Origin of the sequence: Roseovarius nanhaiticus (assembly GCF_900156535.1) — a bacterium.
GTDB lineage: Bacteria > Pseudomonadota > Alphaproteobacteria > Rhodobacterales > Rhodobacteraceae > Roseovarius > Roseovarius nanhaiticus.
The window spans coordinates 286,388-308,917 of the sequence record NZ_FTNV01000003.1 but is presented as its reverse complement, the minus strand read 5'-3'; the positions used below and the strand labels follow the sequence as shown (position 1 = coordinate 308,917).

At 63.4% G+C, this 22,530-nt stretch carries 23 protein-coding genes and 1 other RNA gene; 18 read left to right on the top strand and 6 right to left on the bottom strand.

The features are described from left to right. Nucleotides 1–83 precede the first annotated feature (83 nt). Nucleotides 84–1,406: a histidinol dehydrogenase gene (gene hisD, locus BW975_RS14645; protein WP_076535057.1), complete on the top strand. Its 1,323-nt coding sequence runs from the start codon at nt 84–86 to the stop codon at nt 1,404–1,406. Then, on the top strand, nt 1,406–2,164 hold the full coding sequence (locus tag BW975_RS14640) for an SDR family NAD(P)-dependent oxidoreductase (RefSeq protein WP_076535056.1): 759 nt from the start codon (nt 1,406–1,408) through the stop codon (nt 2,162–2,164). Before hisD ends, BW975_RS14640 begins: the two co-directional genes overlap by 1 nt. 177 nt (nt 2,165–2,341) lie before the next feature. Here BW975_RS14640 and BW975_RS18120 read toward each other — a convergent pair whose 3' ends face one another. From BW975_RS18120 to BW975_RS14625, 4 genes are all read right to left on the bottom strand, one after another. Next, nucleotides 2,342–2,506: a hypothetical protein gene (locus BW975_RS18120; RefSeq protein ID WP_170846583.1), complete on the bottom strand. Its 165-nt coding sequence runs from the start codon at nt 2,504–2,506 to the stop codon at nt 2,342–2,344. Beyond that, the gene (locus tag BW975_RS14635; protein ID WP_076535055.1) at nt 2,503–3,633 is read right to left on the bottom strand and encodes a YeeE/YedE family protein; all 1,131 of its coding nucleotides are present in this window, start codon (nt 3,631–3,633) and stop codon (nt 2,503–2,505) included. Before BW975_RS14635 ends, BW975_RS18120 begins: the two co-directional genes overlap by 4 nt. Beyond that, nucleotides 3,633–4,562 carry a sulfurtransferase gene (locus BW975_RS14630; protein WP_076535054.1) on the bottom strand — a complete coding sequence of 310 codons (930 nt, stop codon included), beginning with the start codon at nt 4,560–4,562 and terminating at the stop codon, nt 3,633–3,635. The genes BW975_RS14635 and BW975_RS14630 overlap by 1 nt, the downstream gene beginning before the upstream one ends. Nucleotides 4,563–4,804: 242 nt before the next feature. Next, nucleotides 4,805–5,419: a TetR/AcrR family transcriptional regulator gene (locus tag BW975_RS14625; protein WP_076535053.1), complete on the bottom strand. Its 615-nt coding sequence runs from the start codon at nt 5,417–5,419 to the stop codon at nt 4,805–4,807. A 121-nt stretch (nt 5,420–5,540) separates the two neighbouring features. Between BW975_RS14625 and BW975_RS14620 the strand changes: the two genes are divergently transcribed. Genes BW975_RS14620 through BW975_RS14600 form a run of 5 tightly spaced genes read left to right on the top strand, consistent with a single transcriptional unit; the run spans nt 5,541 to nt 9,988 of the window. Then, nucleotides 5,541–6,602 carry an ABC transporter substrate-binding protein gene (locus BW975_RS14620; RefSeq protein WP_076535052.1) on the top strand — a complete coding sequence of 354 codons (1,062 nt, stop codon included), beginning with the start codon at nt 5,541–5,543 and terminating at the stop codon, nt 6,600–6,602. Next, entirely contained in the window at nt 6,602–7,450 is an 849-nt protein-coding gene (locus tag BW975_RS14615; protein WP_076535051.1) for an ABC transporter permease, read from the top strand. Before BW975_RS14620 ends, BW975_RS14615 begins: the two co-directional genes overlap by 1 nt. After that, complete coding sequence (locus BW975_RS14610) at nt 7,447–8,220, top strand: ABC transporter permease (RefSeq protein ID WP_076535050.1); 774 nt, start codon at nt 7,447–7,449, stop codon at nt 8,218–8,220. Before BW975_RS14615 ends, BW975_RS14610 begins: the two co-directional genes overlap by 4 nt. Next, nucleotides 8,217–9,260 carry an ABC transporter ATP-binding protein gene (locus BW975_RS18465; protein ID WP_076535049.1) on the top strand — a complete coding sequence of 348 codons (1,044 nt, stop codon included), beginning with the start codon at nt 8,217–8,219 and terminating at the stop codon, nt 9,258–9,260. Before BW975_RS14610 ends, BW975_RS18465 begins: the two co-directional genes overlap by 4 nt. Continuing rightward, nucleotides 9,257–9,988 (top strand): MBL fold metallo-hydrolase, encoded by a 732-nt coding sequence (locus BW975_RS14600; RefSeq protein WP_076535048.1) that lies wholly within the window; start codon nt 9,257–9,259, stop codon nt 9,986–9,988. The genes BW975_RS18465 and BW975_RS14600 overlap by 4 nt, the downstream gene beginning before the upstream one ends. Here the strand turns inward: BW975_RS14600 and cobO are convergent, their stop codons facing one another. Together cobO and BW975_RS14590 are read right to left on the bottom strand one after the other, a co-directional pair. Beyond that, entirely contained in the window at nt 9,989–10,600 is a 612-nt protein-coding gene (cobO, locus tag BW975_RS14595) for a cob(I)yrinic acid a,c-diamide adenosyltransferase (RefSeq protein ID WP_076535047.1), read from the bottom strand. Nucleotides 10,601–10,680: 80 nt separating this feature from the next. Next, a complete protein-coding gene (locus BW975_RS14590) occupies nt 10,681–12,300 on the bottom strand; it encodes an ABC transporter substrate-binding protein (protein ID WP_083687126.1) in 1,620 nt (539 codons plus the stop codon). Between the two features lie 260 nt (nt 12,301–12,560). On the opposite strand from BW975_RS14590, the gene BW975_RS14585 reads away from it, so the two are divergent. From BW975_RS14585 to BW975_RS14535, 11 genes are all read left to right on the top strand, one after another. After that, complete coding sequence (locus BW975_RS14585) at nt 12,561–12,899, top strand: P-II family nitrogen regulator (RefSeq protein ID WP_076535046.1); 339 nt, start codon at nt 12,561–12,563, stop codon at nt 12,897–12,899. Between the two features lie 50 nt (nt 12,900–12,949). Beyond that, on the top strand, nt 12,950–14,272 hold the full coding sequence (gene amt / locus BW975_RS14580; protein ID WP_076535045.1) for an ammonium transporter: 1,323 nt from the start codon (nt 12,950–12,952) through the stop codon (nt 14,270–14,272). A gap of 835 nt (nt 14,273–15,107) precedes the next feature. Beyond that, nucleotides 15,108–15,460: a transfer-messenger RNA gene (gene ssrA, locus BW975_RS14575) on the top strand. 272 nt (nt 15,461–15,732) lie between these two features. Beyond that, nucleotides 15,733–16,551, top strand: a complete 819-nt coding sequence (locus tag BW975_RS14570; RefSeq protein ID WP_076535265.1) for a chromate resistance protein ChrB domain-containing protein — start codon at nt 15,733–15,735, stop codon at nt 16,549–16,551. A 1-nt stretch (nt 16,552) separates the two neighbouring features. Continuing rightward, the gene (gene chrA / locus BW975_RS14565) at nt 16,553–17,800 is read left to right on the top strand and encodes a chromate efflux transporter (protein ID WP_076535264.1); all 1,248 of its coding nucleotides are present in this window, start codon (nt 16,553–16,555) and stop codon (nt 17,798–17,800) included. Nucleotides 17,801–17,871: 71 nt separating this feature from the next. Further along, a complete protein-coding gene (locus BW975_RS14560) occupies nt 17,872–18,330 on the top strand; it encodes an SspB family protein (protein WP_076535044.1) in 459 nt (152 codons plus the stop codon). A gap of 94 nt (nt 18,331–18,424) precedes the next feature. Further along, entirely contained in the window at nt 18,425–19,828 is a 1,404-nt protein-coding gene (fumC, locus tag BW975_RS14555) for a class II fumarate hydratase (RefSeq protein WP_076535043.1), read from the top strand. Next, nucleotides 19,825–20,004: a DUF4169 family protein gene (locus BW975_RS14550; RefSeq protein WP_076535042.1), complete on the top strand. Its 180-nt coding sequence runs from the start codon at nt 19,825–19,827 to the stop codon at nt 20,002–20,004. Before fumC ends, BW975_RS14550 begins: the two co-directional genes overlap by 4 nt. 18 nt (nt 20,005–20,022) lie before the next feature. Further along, nucleotides 20,023–20,259 carry a ribbon-helix-helix domain-containing protein gene (locus BW975_RS14545; RefSeq protein WP_076535041.1) on the top strand — a complete coding sequence of 79 codons (237 nt, stop codon included), beginning with the start codon at nt 20,023–20,025 and terminating at the stop codon, nt 20,257–20,259. Between the two features lie 74 nt (nt 20,260–20,333). Further along, complete coding sequence (locus BW975_RS14540) at nt 20,334–20,780, top strand: GNAT family N-acetyltransferase (protein ID WP_244512583.1); 447 nt, start codon at nt 20,334–20,336, stop codon at nt 20,778–20,780. Between the two features lie 158 nt (nt 20,781–20,938). Continuing rightward, nucleotides 20,939–22,360 (top strand): protein adenylyltransferase SelO, encoded by a 1,422-nt coding sequence (locus BW975_RS14535; protein ID WP_076535263.1) that lies wholly within the window; start codon nt 20,939–20,941, stop codon nt 22,358–22,360. Nucleotides 22,361–22,530 lie beyond the last annotated feature (170 nt).

Genomic DNA, 22,530 nt, shown 5'->3' with positions numbered 1-22,530 from the left:
AAGCACCACATCGTTTGCCATTCACCCCCTTCCTTGAGTTTGATAGCCTCGCGTTGAGGCGTGCAATCATCAAGGGGGACGTCATGGCGATCCAGTATCTCAAACGTGGCAAGTCAGAGGCAGAGCGCAGCGAAGATGACACGAAGGTGCGCGGCATCGTCGAAGCGACGCTGGCCGATATCGAAGCGCGCGGCGACGCTGCCATCCGCGCGCTGAGCGAGAAGTTCGATGGCTATGCCCCAGATGATTTTCGCCTGACGCCCAGCCAAATCGAGGCCGCGATGCAGAAGGTCACGGCACGCGAGATGGAGGACATCAAATTCGCGCAGGCCCAGATCCGCGGGTTTGCCGAGGCGCAGCGCGCGTCCATGACCGATATCGAGGTCGAAACGCTGCCCGGCGTCATATTGGGGCACAAGAATATCCCGGTGCAATCAGTGGGCTGCTATGTGCCGGGCGGCAAGTTCCCCATGGTGGCCAGCGCGCACATGTCGGTGCTGACAGCCTCGGTCGCGGGCGTGCCGCGCATCGTCTCGGCCGCGCCGCCCGTCAATGGCGCGCCCCACCCGGCCATCGTCGCCGCGCAGCATATGGGCGGCGCGCATGAAATCTACGTCCTGGGCGGGATGCAGGCCGTGGGCGCCATGGCCATCGGGACCGAAACGATTGATCCGGTGCATATGTTGGTCGGCCCGGGCAACGCCTTCGTGGCTGAGGCCAAGCGCCAGCTTTACGGGCGCGTCGGGATTGACCTCTTTGCCGGCCCGACCGAGACGATGGTGATCGCCGATGACACCGTCGATGCCGAGCTCTGCGCGACCGATCTTCTGGGCCAAGCCGAGCATGGCTATAACTCGCCCGCCGTAATGGTGACCAACTCGCGCAAGCTGGCCGATGCGACACTGGCCGAAATAGACCGCCTGCTGGAGATCCTGCCCACCGCCGAGACGGCCAGCGTCTCCTGGCGCGATTATGGCGAGATGATCGTCTGCGACAGCTATGACGAGATGCTGGAGGTCGCCAACGATATCGCATCCGAACATGTGCAGGTGATGACAGATCGCGACGACTGGTTTCTGGAGCATATGCACAGCTACGGCGCGCTGTTCCTTGGCCCGCGCACCAATGTCGCCAATGGCGACAAGGTGATCGGAACGAACCACACGCTGCCCACGAAAAAGGCCGGGCGCTATACTGGCGGTCTCTGGGTGGGCAAGTTTCTGAAAACCCACAGCTATCAGCGCATCACAACTGACGAGGCGGCGGCCAGTATCGGCGCCTATGGCTCGCGCCTGTGTATGCTCGAGGGCTTTGTCGGCCATGCCGAGCAGTGCAACATTCGCGTGCGTCGCTACGGCGGCGTCAATGTTCCCTATGGCGAGGGCGCCCCGGTGGCGAAGGACTGATGGAGCTGCCCCGCACCCCGTCGATGCGGCTGGACGGCAAGCGCGCGCTCGTCACCGGCGCCTCGCGCGGGATCGGGTTTGCCTTGGCTGCCGCACTGGCCGAGGCAGGCGCGCATGTGACCTTGGCCGCGCGCGGCGCAGCGCAGCTGGATGAGGCGGCAGCCGCACTCATCGAGGCGAGCCATCAGGCCGATACGCTCGCGCTCGATATCACCGATATCGGGGCAATGCGGGAGGCTGTGGCACGCTTTGAGACGCTCGACATCGTTGTCAGTTCCGCTGGCCTCGCACGGCACGGCCCCGCATCCCAAACGACGCCCGAGGACTATGACGCCGTGATGGATGTGAATCTGCGTGCGGCCTACTTCCTTGCCCAGGCCGCCGCGCAAAAGATGCAAGGGCGCGGCGGGGCGATCCTGAATGTGTCCAGCCAGATGGGCCATGTGGGCGGACCAGACCGCGCGGTCTATTGCGCCACAAAACATGGCCTCGAGGGTATGACCAAGGCGATGGCGATCGAGTTCGGCCCGATGGGCGTGCGCATCAACACGCTCTGCCCCACCTTTGTGCTGACGCCTCTGACGGCGCCAACGTTTGCCGATCCGGACAAGCGCGCCTGGATCGAGGCCAAGATCAAATTACCGCGCGTGGCCGAGGTGACGGATCTCATGGGGCCGGCGGTCTTTCTCTGTTCGGATGCGGCGGCGATGATCACCGGCACGCATCTGCTGGTCGATGGCGGCTGGACAGCGGGCTAGCCGCGATCAGAGCGCCGGTGATGCCGATCCTTGGCGCGAGAAGGCTCATGACAAATGGCGGCGCATTGGTCAGCGCGCAGGCATTTTCCAGCCCCCAAGGTGCTGCGGTGGCAACAATCGCGCAGAAGTATCGAACTGGGCGCGAGTCGAGCACCTATTTGCATCCAGCAGCGTTCGTCAGTCCGGCAACGCCCCGCAAAACCCGCCTGACTGCGCCTGCCCCGAGCCATAGGCGATCGGCGATGGCGCCGCATACGGATCGGGCGGCGAGGCCGCCATATCAAGCGCGACAATGCCAACGGCAAAAGCCATGGCGGCGAGGGCGATGATCCGGCGGCTCATCGGCGCGCCTCGAGGCCCAGCACGGGTCGCAATTTGATCCCGTAATAGGAGCCAAAGAACGCCGCTGCGAACCAGACCCAGCCATGGAGGCTGCCCGTCGAGATGCCCGAGAAAAATGCGCCCACATTGCAGCCGAAAGCGAGCCGCGAGGAATAGCCCAGCAAAAGTCCGGCAATCACTGTCGCCGCCCACGCGCGCGCCGGCAACTTTGGCAAAGGCGCCGAAAGGCCCCCGGCCCGCCAGCTTGCCACGATGAAGGCTCCCGCGATCAGCCCAAAATCGGTGAGCGAGGTGTAATCGGTCAGCACCGACGCCTCGATGCGCGCGGCGTTGCCGGGCGCCGACCAGAAAGCGGATCCGGCAAGGTCCAGCCCCATGCCCGCCGCGCCCTTGGCGACCCAAAGACCAAGGCCATAGACCACGCCCCAAGGCTGGCCCGCCACCAGAAAGTTGCCGACGGCAAAAGCCGCCAGCAGCAGCGCGGCCACGATCAGGCGGCGCGGAATGGTCCGAGTGCCCGGCGCCGCGCGCCACAAAAGGATTGCGGCCACCGCCAGAAGCCCGGTCAGCGTGATGCCAAGGCCGCTGGCACCGCTGAGCGTCATGATGGGCAACGCCCCCAGTTCGGTCCACCAGATAAGGTGATAGGCGCCCAGAAAGCTGCCCAGCGCAAAAAATGGTAGCGCGACGAGGCCGACGGGGTTGCCGCTGCCCGCGTTGACCAGCGTGCCCGAGCCGCAGCCCAGCACCACCTGCATCGCGGCGCCAAAGATAAAGGCGCCGCCGATCATGGCAAACCCGATGGGCGCCTCGGCGCCGACCAGCTCGCCGCCGCTATTGGCCAAAAGCGGCAACGCCACGACGGCCACAAGACCGATGGACAAAAGCTGCGCCAGTACGCCCGCAGGCTCGCGCCGCAGGATCATCGCACGCCACGGTCCGGCAAAGCCGAAACGCAGCCCCTCAAGCGTCATGCCGATCCCTAGGCCGATGGCCAGCATCAGGCCGAACCGCGCCCCCGCAAGGGCGGCGACACTTGCCACCAGAAGCGCGGCCAAAAAGATCAGACCGGCGCGCGGCAAGATGCGCGCGCCGGCGGATGGGGCTTCCTGAGCAGTCGCAGACATCAGTAGCCCATGACCTGATTCCAGAGGTTCCGGAAAAGGCCCGGCACATTGGCCATCTCGTTATCCGTCTGCGAGTAGCCTGCCATGCTCTCGGCATAGAGCTTGACGTTATCCATGCCAGCCAGCTCGGACATGGCGAACCAATCTGTCGCAGCCCAGTGACCCGTATTGCAGAACGACACGACCGGACGGTCCGATCTAAGTCCCAGACGCTCGGCTATGGTGCTGGCCTCTTGCGCATCCACGATGCGCCCGCCTTCGGTGAAGAAGTTGGAATGGGTGACATTCGTCGCACCCGGCAGCGTTCCGGGCCGTGCGGCGGCATCATGCGCGCTGCGCCCCTCAAAGAAATCAAGCGGACGCGCATCCACCAGCTGCGCATCCTGGCCGCCGGTCACGACATTGGCCACCTCGTCTGTGGTGGCAAGCCACTTATCCGTCCATGTGATGTCGATATCCGACGGCTCGGGCCGGAGTGAGCCGGTCATCAGCGGACGCTTTTCAGCCTCCCAGGCCTGCATGCCGCCGTTGACGATGGCCAACTGCGTCAGCCCCGAGGACTTGAGCGTCCAATAGACACGCGCGGCGGCGCCAAAATCAGTGTCGCTGTCGCCCTCATGAACGATGGCGATGGGCCTTTCATAGGTGACGCCAAGGCTCTGGAGCATCGCCTCCAACTTGTCCTCGGGGATGACCTGACCGGGGTTCTCCTTTGGGCCACGAAAATCGCCATAGGGGGCGGAAACCGCGCCGGGGATATGCCCTTCGGCATAGGCATCCCCGCGAATGTCTAGGATGAGGGGCGCGTCGGATTCCAGACGGGTCTCAAGCGCGTCCGGTGTGATCAGTGGGCCGAACATATTTTGCGCGAAGGCGGGCGCCGCAATGCTTGCAAGGGCCAGCGCGGCGGCGGGAAGCAAATGTCTCATCTAAAGTACCTCCGAAATCGGATGTGGACAGGATCTTGGCCGTGATGTCGTGCGATCCGCCCTTGTTGGCAAGGGTAGATCGCTGATTGGCCGGGTGGCCGAGTGGCGGCGGTGATCATACGCAAAGGATGGACGTTTCGCGGTCCGAGGTGCCTTGCAAACCGAAATTCGCCGCCGAAATGCAGTTGCGGGAAAACGTCCCGCAAAGGAACGTCCGGCAGAACCTTGATCTTATTGCGAGCCTAGCGTGAAATCAACGCGGTGAGCGGCGCGATCTGACGCGCGACCTCGGCCTTGAGCCGGTCCAGTGTCATCGCGTCATCCTTGACGAATTCCATGAACATCGCGTTGAGATTGTTGAACACCACCTCACCCAGCGCCTGCGCGTCCAGATGCGCTGCCACCTCGCCGCGCGCCTGCAGCCGCGTGATCAGCGCCACCACTTGCGCCGACAGCGCACGGTCCAGTTCGGAAAACCGCACACCATTCGGGGTGTGCGGCGCCTCGACCGACAGAGCGAAAGCGGTGCGCCACATCTCCTTGCTGAGGTAATCCTGCGAGTGATCGTAATAGCTGCCGATCAATGCCATCAGCGCCTCTTGCGCGCCGTGGGGCGGGTCCGACACAATCTGATTTCCAGCCGCCAGCACCTCTTCGACCTCCATGGCGACGGTGGCAAAGAGGATATCACCCTTGGAGCCGTAGTAGTTGTAGACCGTGCCGGGCGACACTTCGGCCATTTCCGCCATGTCCTCGATCCGCGCGGCGCGGTAGCCGTCAGCGCGAAAAAGCGTGACCGCGGCCTTCAGGATCCGCTCGTTCCGGTCCGCTTTTTGTTTTGCGCGCAAGCCCGACATGGATTGGCCCTCTTCTGATGCTGCCCCAATTTTAGTGTTGACTTTAATTTTGAGGCAACTCATTTTTTTCATCAAGCGGCGACAAGTCCGCACGGCTCACACCAACATGGAGATTTGAGACATGACCCATCCGTCCATTCGCCGCGCCCTTCTGGGCACCGCCGCCACGCTGGCCCTGCCCGCCTCGGCCATGGCCGCCGAGGATCTGAACGCACTGGTCTGGTGCGATCACACCGACCCCGCGCTGATCGAGCCGTTCGAGCAAGAGCACGGCATCCGCGTCAACCTGCGCGAATATGAAGGCACCGCGACCGCGCTGGCCCTGCTCGAGCAGTCGCGCCCCGGCGACTGGGACGTTCTCGTGATCGACGGCATCGACGTGCCCCGCGCCGTCGAGGCAGGCCTGATGGCCGAGCTGCCGGGCGATGAGCTGCAGACGGGCGATTTCTGGCCCGGCGTCGCGATGGAAGATCAGGTGACGATGGACGGCAAGACCTACGCCGTGACCGAGAAATTCGGCTATAACACCATTTCCTTCAACTCCGAGAAGGTGGACGCGGCGGACATGCAGGATCTGAGCACCGTCTGGAGCGACAAGTACAAAGATCGCATCGCGGTCTACGATTATTACCTGCCCGTCATGGGCCTCGCCGCCATCGCGAACGGCAAGGAGACGGCGAGTCTGACGGTGGACGACCTGCCCGCGCTGAAAGAGACGCTCTTCACGATGAAGGAAAATGCGCGCTCGGTCGGCGAGGTTGTCGCCAGCCAGACCGCGCTCGCCACCGGCGAGGTCGATATCGTCGTGGGCGGCGGCGAGTGGCTGACCGCCGTTCTGGCCGAGGAGCAGCCCGAGCTGACATGGACCATCCCCGATCAGGGTGCAGTGCGCTGGTCGCAATCCATCGGCGTGCTGGAGACGAGCGAGAACAAGGACATGGCCGTCGAGTTCGTGAAATACATCACCAGCCCCGAAGGCCAGGCGCGCCTTGCCACGTCCTCCTGCTACTGGGGGATGCCGGCGAATGAGAAGGCCGGCGAGCACCTGACCGACGCACAAAAGGACGTTCTGCGCTGGGACAATCAGGCCGAATACCTCGAGCGCGCTCAGCTTTACCCTGCCCCCGATGCCGAGCTTGACGGCCAGATGCAGGATGTCTGGCTGGAAATGCTGCAGCACTGATGGCGCAGTCCGAGACGATACGCGGCTGGGGCTTTGTCGCCCCGGCGCTTTTATGGACGCTCGCGTTCTTCGTGGTCCCCTTCGGTGTGATGGCGGCGATGAGCCTTGCCACGCTGGAGGGGCGAGAACTGATCTGGGGCTTCAGCTTCGACAATTACGCGCGGCTGTTCGGGCAAAGCTACCTTCTGCGCGCGATCATGGTCTCGCTCGAGATCACGCTGACCGTCACGATCGTCTCGGTCCTTCTCGCCTATCCGCTGGCATGGATCATCGCCTACCGCGTGCCCGAGCGGTGGCAGCGCCTCGCGCTCCTGCTGGCGATCCTGCCCTTCTGGACCTCCTATGTCGTGCGCTCCTACGCGTGGCTTCTGGTCCTCTCGCGCGAGGGTGTCATCAATCAGACGCTGATGGGCATCGGCCTCATATCCGAGCCGCTGACACTGGCCTCCACGCGCTTCGCCACGGTCACGGGCTTCGTGCATTTCTTTGTCATGCTGCTGACGCTGACGATCTATGCCAACCTCGTGCAACTGCCGCCCAACTACCGCCGCGCCGCAGTCGATCTGGGCGCCTCAAGCTGGCAGGCGTTTCGCCATGTCATCCTGCCGCTGACCCTACCCGGCATCATGACCGGCGCCTTCCTGACCTTCGTTCTGTGCATCGGCGACTACATCACGCCGCAGATCCTCGGCGGCAATAACGAGCTGACCGGCCCGCAGATTATCATGGTGCAGCTGGGGCGCGGGGCGAATTTCCCGCTGGCCGCCGCCATGTCCATCGTGCTGATGGGTCTTGTGACGCTGGCCTATCTGGGCGCGTCCCGCTGGCTGAGGATCGACCGGCTATGAGACGCAGCATCCCCTGGATCTACATGGCGCTGGCCTATGGCTTCATTTTCCTGCCGGTGCTGACGCTGGTCCTCTTCTCTTTCCAGGACGGCCGCCTGCCGGTGCCGCCCTTCAACGGGCCGACGCTGAAATGGTATGCGGACGTTCTGGGCGACAATCGTTTGATGTCCGCGCTGCTCAATTCGCTGCTAGTCGGCGCTGGCTCGGCGGCGCTCAGCTGTATCCTCGGCTTTCTCGCAGCCTATGGCCTCGCGCGCCATGTCCTGCCGGGCAGCGCGCTGATGAGGGGTCTCCTGATCGCGCCGATGACGGTCAGCTACCTCATCATCGGCCTCGGTCTTCTGATCGTCTTCAACAATTACGGACCCGGCCCCTCGCTCTATGCCGCCGCCGTGGGCCATGTCGTCATCAACCTGCCGCTGGCCTTCGCGATCATCTACGCTTCGATGGGTGCGCAGCAGGAGAATGCCGAGCGCGCGGCGCGCGATCTGGGCGCCTCGGAATGGCGCGTTCTGGCGCTCGTCACCGTACCGATGCTGGCGCCCTCGATCCTGGCCGCGTTCTTTCTGTGCCTCACGCTCAGCTGGGACGAATTCATCATCGCCTTCCTGATGACGCGCTTTGACGTGACCCTACCGGTCGAGATCTGGAGCCTGCTGCGCTCGGGCCTCTCGCCGCGCACCAATGCCATCGGGTCCATCGTCTTTCTCGTCTCGGTCGCGCTGGTAATCGGCCTCGAACTCTTCATCTTCGGAAGGAAACGCCGTTGACCGCCACTATCGCCATCCAAGCCGTCAGCCACGATTTCGGCACGTTCCGCGCGCTCGACGATATCAACCTCGAGATCGAGGCTGGCGAATACATCGTGCTGCTCGGCCCCTCGGGCTGCGGCAAGACCACGCTTTTGTCGACGCTGGGCGGCTTCATCGACCCGACGCGCGGCACGGTGCTGATCGGCGGGCGCGACATGACGCATGTGCCCCCGGCCAAACGCCCCACGACAACGATGTTTCAGGATTACGCGCTCTTTCCGCATATGACGCTGCGCGACAATGTGGGCTTCGGCCCGCGCATGGCGGGCGTGGGCAAGGCCCAGCGCGACGCCAAGGCTTTGGAACTGCTGGATCTCGTCGGCCTCAAGGACGCGGCATCAAAGCGCCCCTATGCCCTCTCGGGCGGGCAGCGCCAGCGCGTTGCGCTGGCCCGCAGCCTTGCCGTCGATCCGGATGTTCTGCTGCTGGACGAGCCTTTGGGCGCGCTGGACCTGAAGCTGCGCCGTGCCATGCAGGACGAGCTCAAGCAGATCCAGCGCAAGGTCGGCACGACCTTTGTCCACGTCACCCACGATCAGGAAGAGGCGATGGCCATCGCCGACCGCATCGTGGTGATGAATGGTGGCCGGATCGAGGATTGCGGCCCGCCCGACCGCATCTATCGCCGGCCCGGATCGCTCTTTGCCGCGGGCTTCATGGGCGAGATGAACCGCATTCCAGGCACGCGGAACGCAGGCAAGATCGAAACGGCGATCGGCGCGCTGCCCGCGCCCGATGGTGCGCCGCTTGGCCCGGTCACGCTCTGCCTGCGGCCCGAGCAGATCGGTATGGGCAAAGGCGCATGGGACATAGGCGCCGCCCGCATTACCGATGCCGCCTTCTTCGGCACGCATTTCCGCTGCCACCTCGCGCCCGAGGCCGCGCCCGACATGGACCTGATCGCGCATCTGCCCCCCAATGCCCGCCCCGACACGGGCAGCATCGTACAGCTTTCGGCGGACCCCGCAGATCTCAGCGTCTTCGAGGCCGAGGCATGAAGCGCGCCCGCCCCGAGGACTGGTACCGCGTGGAGCGCCGCGCGAATGACGTCACCTATATCTGCGAGCCGCATATCGAGGAATTCTATCGCTGCAACATGTGGCACGTCCGGGGGCGCGAGCGGGATATGCTGGTCGATAGCGGCATGGGCGTCGTCAGCTTGCGCGAATGGGTGCCGCTGGTGACCGAGCGGGACCTGACCGCCGTGGCCAGCCATACGCATTTCGATCACATGGGCTGCCACCACGAATTCGCCGATCGCTGCGTGCACGAGGCCGAGGCGCATATCCTCGCCGATCCGACCAATGCCGCGACGCTGGCCGATCCCTACGTCACTGACGAGATCTTCACGCAGTTGCCGCCCCTGCCCTACAGCTCCGAGAGCTACCGGCTGAAATCTGCTCCTGCGATCCGGCTACTGGCGGATGGCGACATGATCGACCTCGGAGATCGCGCCTTCGAGGTGATCCACACGCCCGGCCATTCGCCGGGCGGTATCGCCCTCTGGGAGGCGAAGACCGGCATCCTCTTTTCCGGCGATATCGTCTATGACGGCCCGCTGATCGAGGATACCTACCACGCCGACGCCGAGGATTATCACCGCTCGATGGTGCGTCTTTACGACCTGCCCGTCGAGATCGTGCATGGCGGGCATTTCCCCAGCTATGGCCGCGCTCGCCACCGGCAAATCATCAAGGACTGGCTGAACGCGCATGAACGCCCCTGACTACATCTCGACCCCGTTCTGCGCCTTGACCCCGTCGTGGAACGGGTGCTTGACCAGCTTCATCTCGCTCACCAGATCGGCAGCCTCGATCAGCTCGGGCTTGGCGCTGCGGCCCGTCAGGCAGACATGCGTCATCGCGGGCTTCTGCGTCAGCAGGAAGTCCACCACCTCGTCGATATCGAGATAATCGTATCGCAGCGCGATGTTGATCTCGTCCAGCAGGACGAACTGGATTTCGGGGGCGAGTATCTGCTCCTTGGCGATCTTCCAGCCATTCTGCGCGGCGGCGATATCGGCCTCGCGGTCCTGTGTCTCCCAGGTGAAGCCCTCGCCCGAGACAAAGAACCGGCACTCATCGGCGAACCGCTCGCGCAGCAGCGTCTTTTCACCCGTGACCCACGTGCCCTTGATGAACTGGACGACCGCGCAGGGCATCCCATGCCCGATGCAGCGCATGATCATGCCAAAACCCGAGGACGACTTGCCCTTGCCGTCACCCGTATGGACAATGATCAGGCCCTTCTCCTCGGTCTTGTGCTTCATCAGCGCGTCGCGCTGGGCCTTGATGCGCTTCATCTTGGCGTTGTGGGCGGCGTTGATATCGTCGGTCATCGGGGCATCACCTTTGGTCAAAGTTCGGCCCGCCAGAGGTGTCACCTCGGGCGGGCCGCGTCAATCTCATCCGGCGTAGATCAGGCGAACCACCAGCGGTGATAGCCGCGCGCGCCATCGAGCTCCCAGACGGCCGCGATGGTATCCTCGCGCAGGACATTATCACGCCGCGCCGACATCCGCTCACGGAAGAAGGGCACGATCGTGCCCCCGTCATCGCGGCACAGCATTTGCATCTCGGCATACATCTCGGATCGCAGGGCGTCGTCCGTCTCGGCCTTGGCCTTGAGCAAAAGCTGGTTGAAGCGCTCGTTCTCCCAATGGCTTTCGTTCCAATCGGCACCCGCCTTGTAGGCTTGGCTGAACATGATGTCCGGCGTCGGGCGCGCGGCCCATGACACCACGCAGAACGGCTTTTTCAGCCAAACATTCGACCAGTAGCCATCAACCGGCTCCTGGTTGACCTTGATGTCGATCCCGGCGGGGCGGGCCTGCTCGGCAAAGAGGCTGCACATGTTCACGGCGCCCGCGAGGATCGCGTCGTTGACCGAGATTTCGACCGAGAGATTGTCCATTCCAGCTTGCTTGAGATGATACTTGGCCTTGTCCAGATCCTGCTCGCGCTGCGGCAGGTCGGCGTAATAGGGCATCGACGGCGCGATGGGGTGATCATTGCCGATGGTGCCGTAGCCAAAGAGGATCTTGTCCACAATCTCTTGCCGGTTGATTGCGTGCTTGAGCGCGAGGCGCACGTTCAGATCATCGAAAGGCGCCACGTCACAGAACATCGGCATGGTGATATGCGTGCCCGACGGCACGTTATCGAGAATGACACCCGGCGCCTGTGCGAGGCGGCCAGCGGTCTTCAGATCGACGTCCGTCACGGCATCGACATCGCCGGTCACGATGGCCGCCTGTCGCGCATTGGGATCATTGAGCACGGTCATGCGGACTTCGTCGAACCAGGCCCCCTCATCGATCCGGTGCCAGCCGTCATGGCGCACAAAGGCCGCGCTGATGCCGGGCGAGTAGTCGATCACCTTGTAGGGGCCACAGCCGATGCCGTTGGCCCAGTCGATGCTGCCATCCGGCTGCGCGGGCTGAATGGTCAGGTGGTAGTCGGACATGAGGTAAGGCAGATCGGCATTGCCGCTATCCAGCTCGAAGATCACCGCGTAATCACCATCGGCCCGGATATTCGTGATTCCATCCAGAAGCGATTTGGCCGCCGACGCCGACCCTTCGGCCCGGTGGTAGTTGATCGACGCAATGACGTCTTCTGCCGTCACCTTCTTGCCGTTGTGGAAGGTGGCATTCTGCGCCAATTCGAAGCGCCACTCGGTCGCGTCCTCCTTGGTCGCCTCCCAAGACAGCGCAAGGTCTGAGCCCAGTTCGTTCTGATTGGTGATTTCCGTCAGGAACGATCGCACGACATGGTTCGCTTGGATCATCATGATGCTCTCGGTCGTGGCCGGATCCCATGTGTCGGTCGAGCTGCCGTCATGCACGCCGACGCGGAACACTCCGCCGCGCTTGGGTTCGGCCCGCGCCGGCTTGGCCCAGCCCATCGGCAGGGCGGCACCGAGGCCGGCGGCCGCGCCGCTGGCAAGAACGCTGCGGCGGCTGGGGCCAAGGCGGCGTCCGGCAGTGGCCTGTGCGGGGGCCTGCGCATTGGTCGGCGGGATGCGAAAATCACTCATGGGGCTGTCCTGTCCTTCATTCCTTATCGGTCTTTTTAACTAGATCGTGGACCTGCGCTGTCCAGCGATGGCGCGGGGCTAAAACAGACCAAACAGATAATGCCTAAAAATTAGGCAGATTATTTGAGGCGCCCGCAATTTGGGCGGCGCTGCGTAAATCCCGCACGTCACGCGCAGATCCGCCTTACGCCGCGCCGCAGAGGTCGTCAGCTTCGGGCACAGGTGCAGACGACTGCACGGCCACAAGGGAGACACGTCAGGTGAAACTGATCATCGCAACGATCAAGCCATTCAAACTCGACGAGGTGCGCGAGGCGCTGACCGCAATCGGCGTGCGCGGCATGATGGTGACCGAGACCAAGGGCTTTGGCGCGCAATCAGGCCATACCGAGATTTATCGAGGCGCGGAATACGCCGTCAATTACGTGCCCAAGATCAAGCTCGAAATCGCCGTTGCCTCGTCGATGGCCGATCAGGTCTGCGACACGATCATGCAGACCGCCCGCACCGGCAAGATCGGTGATGGCAAGATCTTCGTACTGGATCTGGCCCATGCGGCCCGCGTGCGCACCGGCGAGACGGGCGAGGACGCGCTGTGATGCGCCGCCTCCCAGCTGACACTCACACTACAAAGGACAGGACAAAACTCATGTCATTCAAGACCAAACTTGGCATCGTCGCAGCGCTGATCGCCCTGCCCCAGATGGGCCTTGCCCAGGACGCGGCCGCCGCGCCCGACTTCAACGAGATCGGCCCCTATATCATGACGACCCTGCTTTTCTGCATGGCGGGCTTCCTCGTTTTCTTCATGGCCGCAGGTTTCGCCATGCTCGAAGGCGGGCTGGTGCGGTCCAAGAACGTCACGATGCAAATGACCAAGAACATTGCGCTCTATTCCATCGCCGCGATCATATACTGGCTCGTTGGGTTCAACCTGATGTATCCGGGCGAATTCAACGGCTATGTCGGCAGCTTCTTTGTGCCGACCGTGCTCGATCCGGTGGGCGTGGCCGCCGCTGACGCGGCGCTGGATTACGCGTCGATCGGATCGGACTTCTTCTTTCAGCTGGTCTTTGTTGCCGCCACTGCCTCGATCGTGTCGGGCGCGCTGGCCGAACGGATCAAGCTGTGGCCTTTCCTGATCTTCGTGATCGTGCTGACCGGCTTCATGTATCCGATCTCGGGGTCGTGGAAATGGGGCGCAGGCTGGCTTGATGCCGCGGGCTTTCAGGACTTCGCCGGCTCGACCGTGGTCCACTCGGTGGGTGGCTGGGCCGCCTTGGCCGGTGCCATCATCCTAGGCCCGCGTCTGGGCAAGTTCGGCAAGGATGGCCGCGTCCACCCCATGCCCGGCTCGAACCTCGCGCTTGCCACTCTGGGTACGTTCATCCTGTGGCTGGGCTGGTTCGGCTTCAATGGCGGCTCGCAGCTGGCCATGGGGACCGTGGGCGACGTGTCAGACGTCAGCCGTATCTTCGCCAATACCAACATGGCGGCGGCAGCCGGTGCCGTGACTGCGCTGATCCTCAGCCAGATCATGTATAAAAAGCCAGACCTCACCATGGTGCTGAACGGCGCGCTTGCGGGCCTCGTGTCGATCACCGCCGAGCCTCTTGCGCCCAGCCTTTTCGGGGCGCTCTGGATCGGTGCCGTGGGCGGCGTGATCGTTGTCGTGACCGTGCCGATGCTGGACAAGTTTCAGATCGACGACGTGGTCGGCGCCATCCCGGTGCACCTCTTTGCGGGCATCTGGGGCACCATCGCCGTCGTCTTCTACAATAGCGACGCAAACCTCATGACGCAGCTTCTGGGGATCATCGCCTACGGCGCGTTTACCTTCATCGCCAGCTTGATCGTCTGGGTCATCCTGAAGGCCACGCTGGGCATCCGGGTCAGCGAAGAGGCCGAGATCCAGGGCCTCGACATGGCCGAGCTGGGCATGGAGGCCTATCCGGAGTTCAGCAAGGGCTGATCGCCCGAAGGCTCTGAGAGAAATGAAAGCGCCCGGCAGGTTCTGCCGGGTGCTTTTGCTTGACGGTTTAGCCGGTTGCAAAGCTTGGATGCCGGCTGTCAGTAAATGACCGGCGCAGCGAAAGTCTGTTCCGAGCCCTTTGTGACCAATGATGCAGCCTATACATTATGGCGCTAAGGGCGAATTCTAGGCATCCGTTCCGTCCGGCGTGGTTCAAGCATCCAATAACCTTGTTTGCTTAGACATGTCGACCACTTTGGAGAAATAGCATACTATAAAGGAATCAAGCTTCTGTCCGGCAAAGGAAACCTACATGCGGCACTCAATCAAGGCTTCGGCTGTAGTTTTCACGGCAATGCTTTCAGTACAGATGGCATACGCGGAGGGCGCACCAGATCAAGACTTTCCACAACGGGAAGACTACTTCGCAGCCCCTGACCAGCATCGTGCGATAGTTGACTGCAACTATGAGCTTGGTAACGGTGGATATCCGAGCTTGCGGGCCACGTATGTTGCATATCCTTGGGGAGGCGACACCCTTATTCGGATAGTTCCTGATAGCAACGTTAGCTCCAGTGAGGCTGCATGGATTAACGCTTGCGCGGACAATAAGCTAGGCCGCGTCAGCGATCCTGCCGGTGCCAAGCCCTTTAACAGACAGCTTGGAAATTGCCCCCGATACGCTCCGGTTATCTACGGTGGCTCAAGCTATTGTGTTGGATCCTAAGGCGGGTGACAAAAGTCTTACCTTGATCGTTCGATGGCAGCTTCGTCCCGCGAAGCGTAGTGGCGCCACGCACGCTCAGCAAAAAAAATCATGACTACCCGCTCTCCATAGGTTTGCAAATCCTGTACGCCTGCCTATATTCATAATGTCCCTTCGGGGACTATGGACATAAACGCGCTCGTAATAAGCGGATCGGACCCGGGGGCGGTACCCGGCGACTCCACCAATCACCCTTCATTTGGGGGCGGATCGGGGTCGAAACAGGATCGACGAACGTCTAAAGGGGTTATGCTTTGTCTCGGCGGGGTGCCACCGTATCGGCCCGAACAGTACAATTGCAAATGACAATCGTGCTCCGGTTGCTCTGGCCGCGTAAGCGGTTCGAGGAATCGAAACCTAAGTCCTTGCGCCTAGCAGCGTAAGGCGGGGTCCGCAGGCACCTGGCAACAGAAGCCTGCACTTTTCACCTTTAAACTCTTAGATTTGCCAATGCAAGCCGCTCAGGCTTCGCACGCACCTTTCGCAAGCGAAAGACGCTTGGGCAACGGAAGTCTGCACCTTCATTTCCCGTTCGCCAGATACTCGCTGAATCCGTGACCCGTACACCCCGAATGACGCCGCATTGACAGCCGCGCAGGTCCCGGTGCACTCTTTGTTCATGGGGACGACAGCGACTTCCCCGTGAGGCTTTGGCCCAATGTCGCATCCTGAACTCGATTGCTCAGAGGATGCCATGCCAGACCCGAATTCCATCACACCACCCCAATTGATGCGCCTGATCGGCACGCCCGCCTGTCCCGCACTCATCGACATCTGCCTGCCCGAGGATTTCGCAGAAGATCCCCGACTGATCCCAGGCGCCCGCCGCGCGTCGCATCGCGAACTGGCGGCGCTGAGGCAAAGCCTCAACGGCGGCCCCGCAATCATCATTTGCCAGAAGGGCCGCAAGCTCAGCCAGGGCGTCGTCAGCGCGCTGCAGGCCGAAGGCGTCACGGCCGAATATCTGGCGGGCGGCGTGCAAGCGTGGCAGGCCAGCGGTGGCCCTCTCGTGCCGATCAACGCCGTGCGCTTCGATGCGGAGGGTCAAACCCGCTGGATCACTCGCGCGCGGCCCAAGATCGACCGGATCGCCTGCCCCTGGCTGATCCGGCGCTTCGTCGATCCGCGTGCCCGCTTTCTCTTTGTCGCCCCGTCCGAGGTGATGGCGGCGGCCGACATCTTTGACGCCACCCCCTTCGATATTGACGGGGCCGAGTTCTCGCATGAGGGCGATCTGTGCAGCTTCGATGTGATGCTCCGCCGTTTCGGCCTTGCCACACCCGCGCTTGAGCAGATGGCGCTGGCCATTCGCGCGGCGGATACCAACCGGCATGACCTGCATCCCGTTGCCGCGGGACTGCTGGCCATTTCGGTCGGGCTGTCGCGTCAATACAAGAACGATCACGCCCAACTTGAGGCCGCCATTCCCGTTTACGATGCGCTCTACCGCTGGGCGCGGGACGGGCAGGATGAGGGGCATGACTGGCTCCACGGCCAAAATGGGCGGCCCTGATATGCAGGTCAGCACGCGCGCTTTCCTGGCGGCCTTCGGGCGGATCGGCCTTTTGTCCTTTGGCGGCCCGGCGGCTCAGATCGCCCTGATGCAATCCGAGCTGGTCGAGCGGCGCGGCTGGCTGGAGCAGCGTCAGTTCCTCGGCGCGCTCAGCTTTTGCATGCTCTTGCCCGGCCCGGAGGCGATGCAGCTGGCGACCTATGCGGGCTGGCGCCTGCGCGGCACATGGGGCGGCATCCTCGCGGGCCTTCTCTTCGTCCTGCCCGGCGCGCTGGCCATCCTCGCGCTGGCGCTGGCCTACGCGCAATACGGCGACGTGCCGCTGGTTGCGGCGCTTTTTGCGGGGGTCAAGGCGGCGGTGCTGGTGATCGTCGCACAAGCGCTCTGGAGGTTGGGCAATCGCGCGCTGGAGGGGCGCGCGCAGGTGGTTCTGGCCGTGCTGGCCTTCGCCGCGATCTATGCCGCCGCCCTGCCCTTTCCATTGATCATCGCCGCCGCCGCGGCCTGGGGCGCCTGGGCCGCTCGGGGACAGCCGCATGGGGCGGCCGCGCCCATCACTCCGGGTCAAACGGCTCGCACGCTGCGCACCATCGCCATCTGGGGCAGCCTCTGGGCCGCGCCTGTCCTGGCGGCCCATGCCGCTGACGCGACCTTCCTCGCCGCCATCGCAGCTTTCTTCAGCAAGCTGGCGGTGGTGACATTCGGCGGCGCCTATGCGGTGCTGGCCTATATGACCCAGACCGTGACGCAGACCCATGGCTGGATCAGCGCGGACCAGATGATCGACGCGCTGGGACTGGCCGAGACGACGCCCGGCCCCCTCATCCTCGTGACGCAATTCGTCGCCATGCTGGCGGGCTTCGGCGCGGGCGGCACTGGCACCGCGCTGGCGGCGGGGGCCATGGCGCTTTGGGTGACGTTCGTTCCCTGCTTTCTCTGGATCTTTGCGGGCGCGCCCTATCTGGAGCGGCTTCTGGCGCAGCCGCGCCTGCGCGGCGCACTTTCGGCGATCTCAGCAGCGGTGGTCGGGGTCATCGCCAACCTCTCGCTCTGGTTCGGGCTCCACGTTCTTTTTGCGGAGCTACGCAATGGTCCCTTGGGCACCTATCCGGTCCTCTCCAGCCTCGATACACCCGCGGCGGGCCTTACCGCGCTGGCCGCGATCCTGATGCTGGCCCTGCGTATCCCGATGCTGCCCGCGCTGGCGCTGATGGCTGCGGCGGGCGGGCTCTTGCATCTGGCGCTCTAGCCGCGCGGCGCCCCTTTTCCTTTCCTCGGAATCCCGTATTGTGGGATCTAGGAAATACCGAGGGCCAAGGCATGTCGCGCACCATCGAATACGGCAATCTGATGCACCGGGCCATGCGTGGCCTGATCCAGGAGGTGCTGGAGGATGTCGCCGCAAACGGCCTGCCCGGCGCGCACCACTTCTTTATCACCTTCGACACCAACCACCCCGAGGCCGCGCTGGCCGATTGGCTGAAACAGCGCTACCCGAACGAGATGACCGTTGTGATGCAGCATTGGTACGACAATCTTGAGGTCAGCGACGAAGGCTTTGGGATCACACTGAATTTCGGCGACGCGCCCGAAAATCTCTATGTGCCCTATGACGCCATTCAGACCTTCGTCGATCCTTCCGTCGAATTCGGCCTGCGATTCGAGACACAGCCCAAAAGCGATGAGGACGAAGAGGACGAGGAAGCGGATCTGGACGAGGACACCGCGCCCAAGGGCGGCGGCGATATCGTCAGCCTCGACAGTTTTCGCAAGCATTGAAGCGGGGCGCGGGGCGCGCCGCCCGGCACCTCGCCCGTTGAACTTTCCGCACCAGACGGTAAGACAGGCGCAAACCTGACCAAGGAGCGCCCCAATGAGCCGCAGTGAGACCACCACCCGCACCGAAACCGACAGCTTCGGCCCGCTCGAAGTGCCGTCGGACAAGTATTGGGGCGCGCAAACGCAGCGCAGCATCATCAACTTTCCCATCGGGTGGGAGCGTCAGCCCATCGCCATCGTCCGCGCCCTCGGCGTGATCAAGAAAGCCTGTGCGCAAGCCAACAAGGAAAACGGCAAACTGGACGAGGCCCGCGCCGATGCCATCATCGAAGCGGCAAGCGAGGTCATCCAGGGCGATCTCGACGACAACTTCCCGCTGGTCGTCTGGCAGACCGGCTCGGGCACGCAATCGAACATGAACGCCAACGAGGTGATCGCCAACCGCGCGATCGAGATCATGGGCGGCACAATCGGCTCGAAGGACCCAGTGCATCCCAATGACCATGTGAACATGGGCCAGTCATCCAACGACACCTTCCCAACGGCGATGCACATCGCCGCTGCGATGACAGCCCATGGCGTGACGCTGCCGGGGCTGGAGAAGCTGCAAGACGCGCTGGAGGCCAAGGCGCAAAAATGGGCGCATATCATCAAGATCGGGCGCACACATACGCAGGATGCCACGCCTCTGACGCTGGGCCAGGAATTCTCGGGCTACACGCATCAGGTCGCCATGGGGATCGAGCGCATCCATGCCGCACTCGAGCGCATCTACGAGCTGGCGCAGGGCGGCACGGCTGTCGGCACCGGCCTCAACACGCAAAAAGGCTGGGGCGAGACGGTCGCCGCCAACATGGCCGAGATCACCGGCCTGCCCTTTGTCACCGCCCCCAACAAGTTCGAAGCGCTGGCGGCGCATGACGCGATGGTCGAAATCTCGGGCGCGCTGCGCGTCGTGGCGGGATCGCTCTTCAAGATCGCCAACGATATCCGCTTCCTCGGCAGTGGCCCCCGCTGCGGTCTGGGCGAGCTGATCCTGCCCGAGAACGAGCCCGGCAGCAGCATCATGCCGGGCAAAGTGAACCCCACGCAATGCGAGGCGCTGACACAGGTTTGCGCGCATGTCATGGGCAATGATGCCGCCGTCGGTTTTGCCGGCAGCCAAGGCCATTTTGAGCTCAACGTCTACAAGCCCATGATGGCCTATAACGTTCTGCAATCCATGCAGCTTCTGGGCGATGCGGCCTCGGCCTTTACCGACAATCTGGTGGACGGGCTGGAAGCGGACGAGACGCGCATCGACAAGCTGATGCGCGAGTCGCTCATGCTGGTCACGGCGCTCGCGCCCGAAATCGGCTATGACAACGCCACCAAAGTGGCCAAGACCGCGCACAAGAACGGCACCACGCTGAAAGAAGAGGCCATTGCGCTCGGCTTTGTTGATGCCGAAACCTTCGACCGCGTCGTGCGGCCCGAAGACATGGTCGGGCCGAAGTGACGGACAAGCCAATCAATCTGAACCGCGCGCGCAAATCCCGCGCGCGGGCAGCGGCCAAGGCCGAGGCGGATGAGAACGCCGTCCGCTTCGGCCGCACGAAGGCTCAGGTAAAGCGCGACGAGACGGAGGCGGCCAAGGCGGCGCGCCACATCGACGATCACAAGCGCGAGCCCTGAGACTGCCATGACCTTGCCATGACTCTACGCCCGGTCAAACACTCGCTTACCCTGCGCGGGCACCGTACCTCCGTCACCTTGGAGCCCGAATTCTGGCGCGCCTTCCGTGCCATCGCCGCCCAGAGCGGCACGCCGATCAATGCACTCGCCGCCGAAATCGACGCAGCGCGCGGCCCCGATCTTGGCCTCGCCTCGGCGATCCGGCTCCACGTGCTGCGCCACTACCGCGCTGCGGCGGAAAAAGGCCCAGACTGAAGGGCAGCGCATGGACAGCGCGCGGCCCGGCGGGCATGTTGGCGCGGCATTCCCAGACGAAAGCCCAGCCGCCCGTGACCGCCCTCACCCTCGCCAAATCAGACGATATCGACCGCATCCTGCCGCTCATCGCCGCCTTTCATACAGAGGCGGGGATCGCTCTGGACGAGGCCATGCGCCGCAAAGCGGTCGAGCCGTTGCTCGCAGGCTCGCCCCATGGTGCGATCTACATCGCAGGCCCGGTGCGCGCGCCGATCGGCTACGCAGCTATCAGCTTTGGCTGGTCGCTGGAATATGGCGGCCTCGACGGCATACTGGACGAGATCTACATCCGCCCCGGCGTGCGCGGCCGCGGCATTGGCACCGAGATTCTCTCGTCCCTACCTCGCGCGCTGGCGGGCGCGGGTCTGCGCACGATCCATCTGGAGGTGGCGCGCGATGATGCCAAGACGCGCGCCTTTTACGAGAAAATGCATTTTCGCGCTCGGGACGGATATATGCTGATGTCGCGCCCGCTCTGACCCGCCGGGGCGCTGCCCCGGACCCCGGAGTACCTTCGGAACAATGAAAGACTGGCGCTGTGGCCCGGCTTTTTCTTGGGCAAAATACCCAATAGCGGGCGGGTTTTCAGGCGCGCGGCATTGGCGTAAGGGCGCCACACGCCTATCTTGAGGCCATGATGCAAACCACAATTCCGTTTCACAATACCTACGCGCAGCTTCCGGCGCCTTTTCACACGCCGCAGGCGCCTGTCCCGGTGGCGTCGCCCTCGCTGATCGCCGTCAACAGGCCGTTGGCGGCGGATCTGGGCATGACGCTCGGCGACGATGACGAATTGGCCGAGATCTTTGCCGGCAACCGCGCCCTGCCCGGCGCCGCGCCCATTGCGCAGGCCTATGCCGGACACCAGTTCGGCGGGTTCTCTCCCCAATTGGGCGATGGGCGGGCCGTACTTCTGGGAGAGGTCATCACCAGCGGCGGTGCGCGGCGCGACGTGCAGCTCAAAGGCTCAGGCCGCACGCCCTATTCGCGGGGCGGAGACGGGCGCGCCTGGCTGGGTCCGGTGTTGCGTGAATATGTGGTCAGCGAAGCAATGCACGCGCTGGGCATTCCGACCACCCGCGCGCTGGCCGCCGTGCGCACGGGCGAGCGGGTGCTGCGCCAGGATGGCCCCCTGCCGGGTGCGATACTGACGCGCGTTGCCTCCAGCCATTTGCGCGTCGGCACGTTCCAGTATTTCGCGGCGCGCGGCGATACGGCGTCGCTGGCGCGGCTTTTCGGGTATGCAGTCCAGCGGCACTATCCCGGCGCGCAGGATCCGGGCGCCTTCCTGCGGGCGGTCATTGCGCGGCAGGCGGCGCTGGTGGCGCAGTGGATGGGGCTCGGCTTCATCCATGGAGTGATGAATACCGACAACACCTCGATCTCGGGTGAGACAATCGACTACGGCCCCTGCGCCTTTATGGACGGATATTTCGCCGATCAGGTATTCAGCTCGATTGACCGGCAGGGGCGCTATGCCTATTCCAATCAGCCGCACCTGATCGTCTGGAACATGGCTCAGTTGGCGACTGCCTTAGTGCCACTCATGCCTGACCAAGACGCCGCCATCGCCGATTTCACGGAGGCGGTCCATGCCATGCCGGACCTGATCGAGGACGAGCGGTTGCGCGTCTTTGGCGCCAAGATCGGGCTGGCCGAGCCAAGCGAGGACGATGCGACGTTGATCGGGGATTTGCTACAGATCATGGAGGATTCCGGCGCGGATTTCACCAACACGTTTCGCGCCTTGGCGCGCGGCAAGGCGGCAGATGAGTTCACCGATCCGTCACTGTTTCGCGCATGGGAGACGCGCTGGAAGAGCCGCATCGAAAGCGAGCCAGACTGGCGCGCGCGCATGGAGGCTGCAAACCCCGCCGTCATTCCGCGCAATCACCGGGTGGAAGAGATGATCGCCGCTGCCGTTGCAGGTGATGATGCGCCGTTTCACAGGATGGTCGAGGCACTTGCGCGACCCTATGAGGATCTCGAAGTCTCGGCCTATCTGGCAGAGCCGCCCAGCCCGGATCAAATCGTACGCGAGACATTCTGCGGCACATGACGCAAGGTGATAGCTGACGCGTCAGCTGCGCTTCGTTCCGTCGAGCAAGCTTCAAGCTGTGTAACGGGCACGGATGCAGCCGCCAGATAATCCCTGCAAGATGCGGTATTCGTTTGCGAATTGCGCGGAGCGCCTCACGATCTTCAAGCGATGGCGAAGAAGCAATGGCA

Bases quoted from the DNA above. Each gene is read 5' to 3' on its own strand.
- chrA (WP_076535264.1), top strand. From the start codon at position 16,553: ATGCAGGTCAGCACGCGCGCTTTCCTGGCGGCCTTCGGGCGGATCGGC.
- BW975_RS14625 (WP_076535053.1), bottom strand. From the start codon at position 5,419: ATGTCGGGCTTGCGCGCAAAACAAAAAGCGGACCGGAACGAGCGGATC.
- BW975_RS14615 (WP_076535051.1), top strand. From the start codon at position 6,602: ATGGCGCAGTCCGAGACGATACGCGGCTGGGGCTTTGTCGCCCCGGCG.
- BW975_RS14560 (WP_076535044.1), top strand. From the start codon at position 17,872: ATGTCGCGCACCATCGAATACGGCAATCTGATGCACCGGGCCATGCGT.
- BW975_RS18120 (WP_170846583.1), bottom strand. From the start codon at position 2,506: ATGAGCCGCCGGATCATCGCCCTCGCCGCCATGGCTTTTGCCGTTGGC.
- BW975_RS14600 (WP_076535048.1), top strand. From the start codon at position 9,257: ATGAAGCGCGCCCGCCCCGAGGACTGGTACCGCGTGGAGCGCCGCGCG.
- BW975_RS14590 (WP_083687126.1), bottom strand. From the start codon at position 12,300: ATGAGTGATTTTCGCATCCCGCCGACCAATGCGCAGGCCCCCGCACAG.
- BW975_RS14630 (WP_076535054.1), bottom strand. From the start codon at position 4,562: ATGAGACATTTGCTTCCCGCCGCCGCGCTGGCCCTTGCAAGCATTGCG.
- BW975_RS14570 (WP_076535265.1), top strand. From the start codon at position 15,733: ATGCCAGACCCGAATTCCATCACACCACCCCAATTGATGCGCCTGATC.
- BW975_RS14545 (WP_076535041.1), top strand. From the start codon at position 20,023: ATGACTCTACGCCCGGTCAAACACTCGCTTACCCTGCGCGGGCACCGT.
- hisD (WP_076535057.1), top strand. From the start codon at position 84: ATGGCGATCCAGTATCTCAAACGTGGCAAGTCAGAGGCAGAGCGCAGC.
- amt (WP_076535045.1), top strand. From the start codon at position 12,950: ATGTCATTCAAGACCAAACTTGGCATCGTCGCAGCGCTGATCGCCCTG.
- fumC (WP_076535043.1), top strand. From the start codon at position 18,425: ATGAGCCGCAGTGAGACCACCACCCGCACCGAAACCGACAGCTTCGGC.
- cobO (WP_076535047.1), bottom strand. From the start codon at position 10,600: ATGACCGACGATATCAACGCCGCCCACAACGCCAAGATGAAGCGCATC.
- BW975_RS14535 (WP_076535263.1), top strand. From the start codon at position 20,939: ATGCAAACCACAATTCCGTTTCACAATACCTACGCGCAGCTTCCGGCG.
- BW975_RS14640 (WP_076535056.1), top strand. From the start codon at position 1,406: ATGGAGCTGCCCCGCACCCCGTCGATGCGGCTGGACGGCAAGCGCGCG.
- BW975_RS14610 (WP_076535050.1), top strand. From the start codon at position 7,447: ATGAGACGCAGCATCCCCTGGATCTACATGGCGCTGGCCTATGGCTTC.
- BW975_RS14635 (WP_076535055.1), bottom strand. From the start codon at position 3,633: ATGTCTGCGACTGCTCAGGAAGCCCCATCCGCCGGCGCGCGCATCTTG.
- BW975_RS14620 (WP_076535052.1), top strand. From the start codon at position 5,541: ATGACCCATCCGTCCATTCGCCGCGCCCTTCTGGGCACCGCCGCCACG.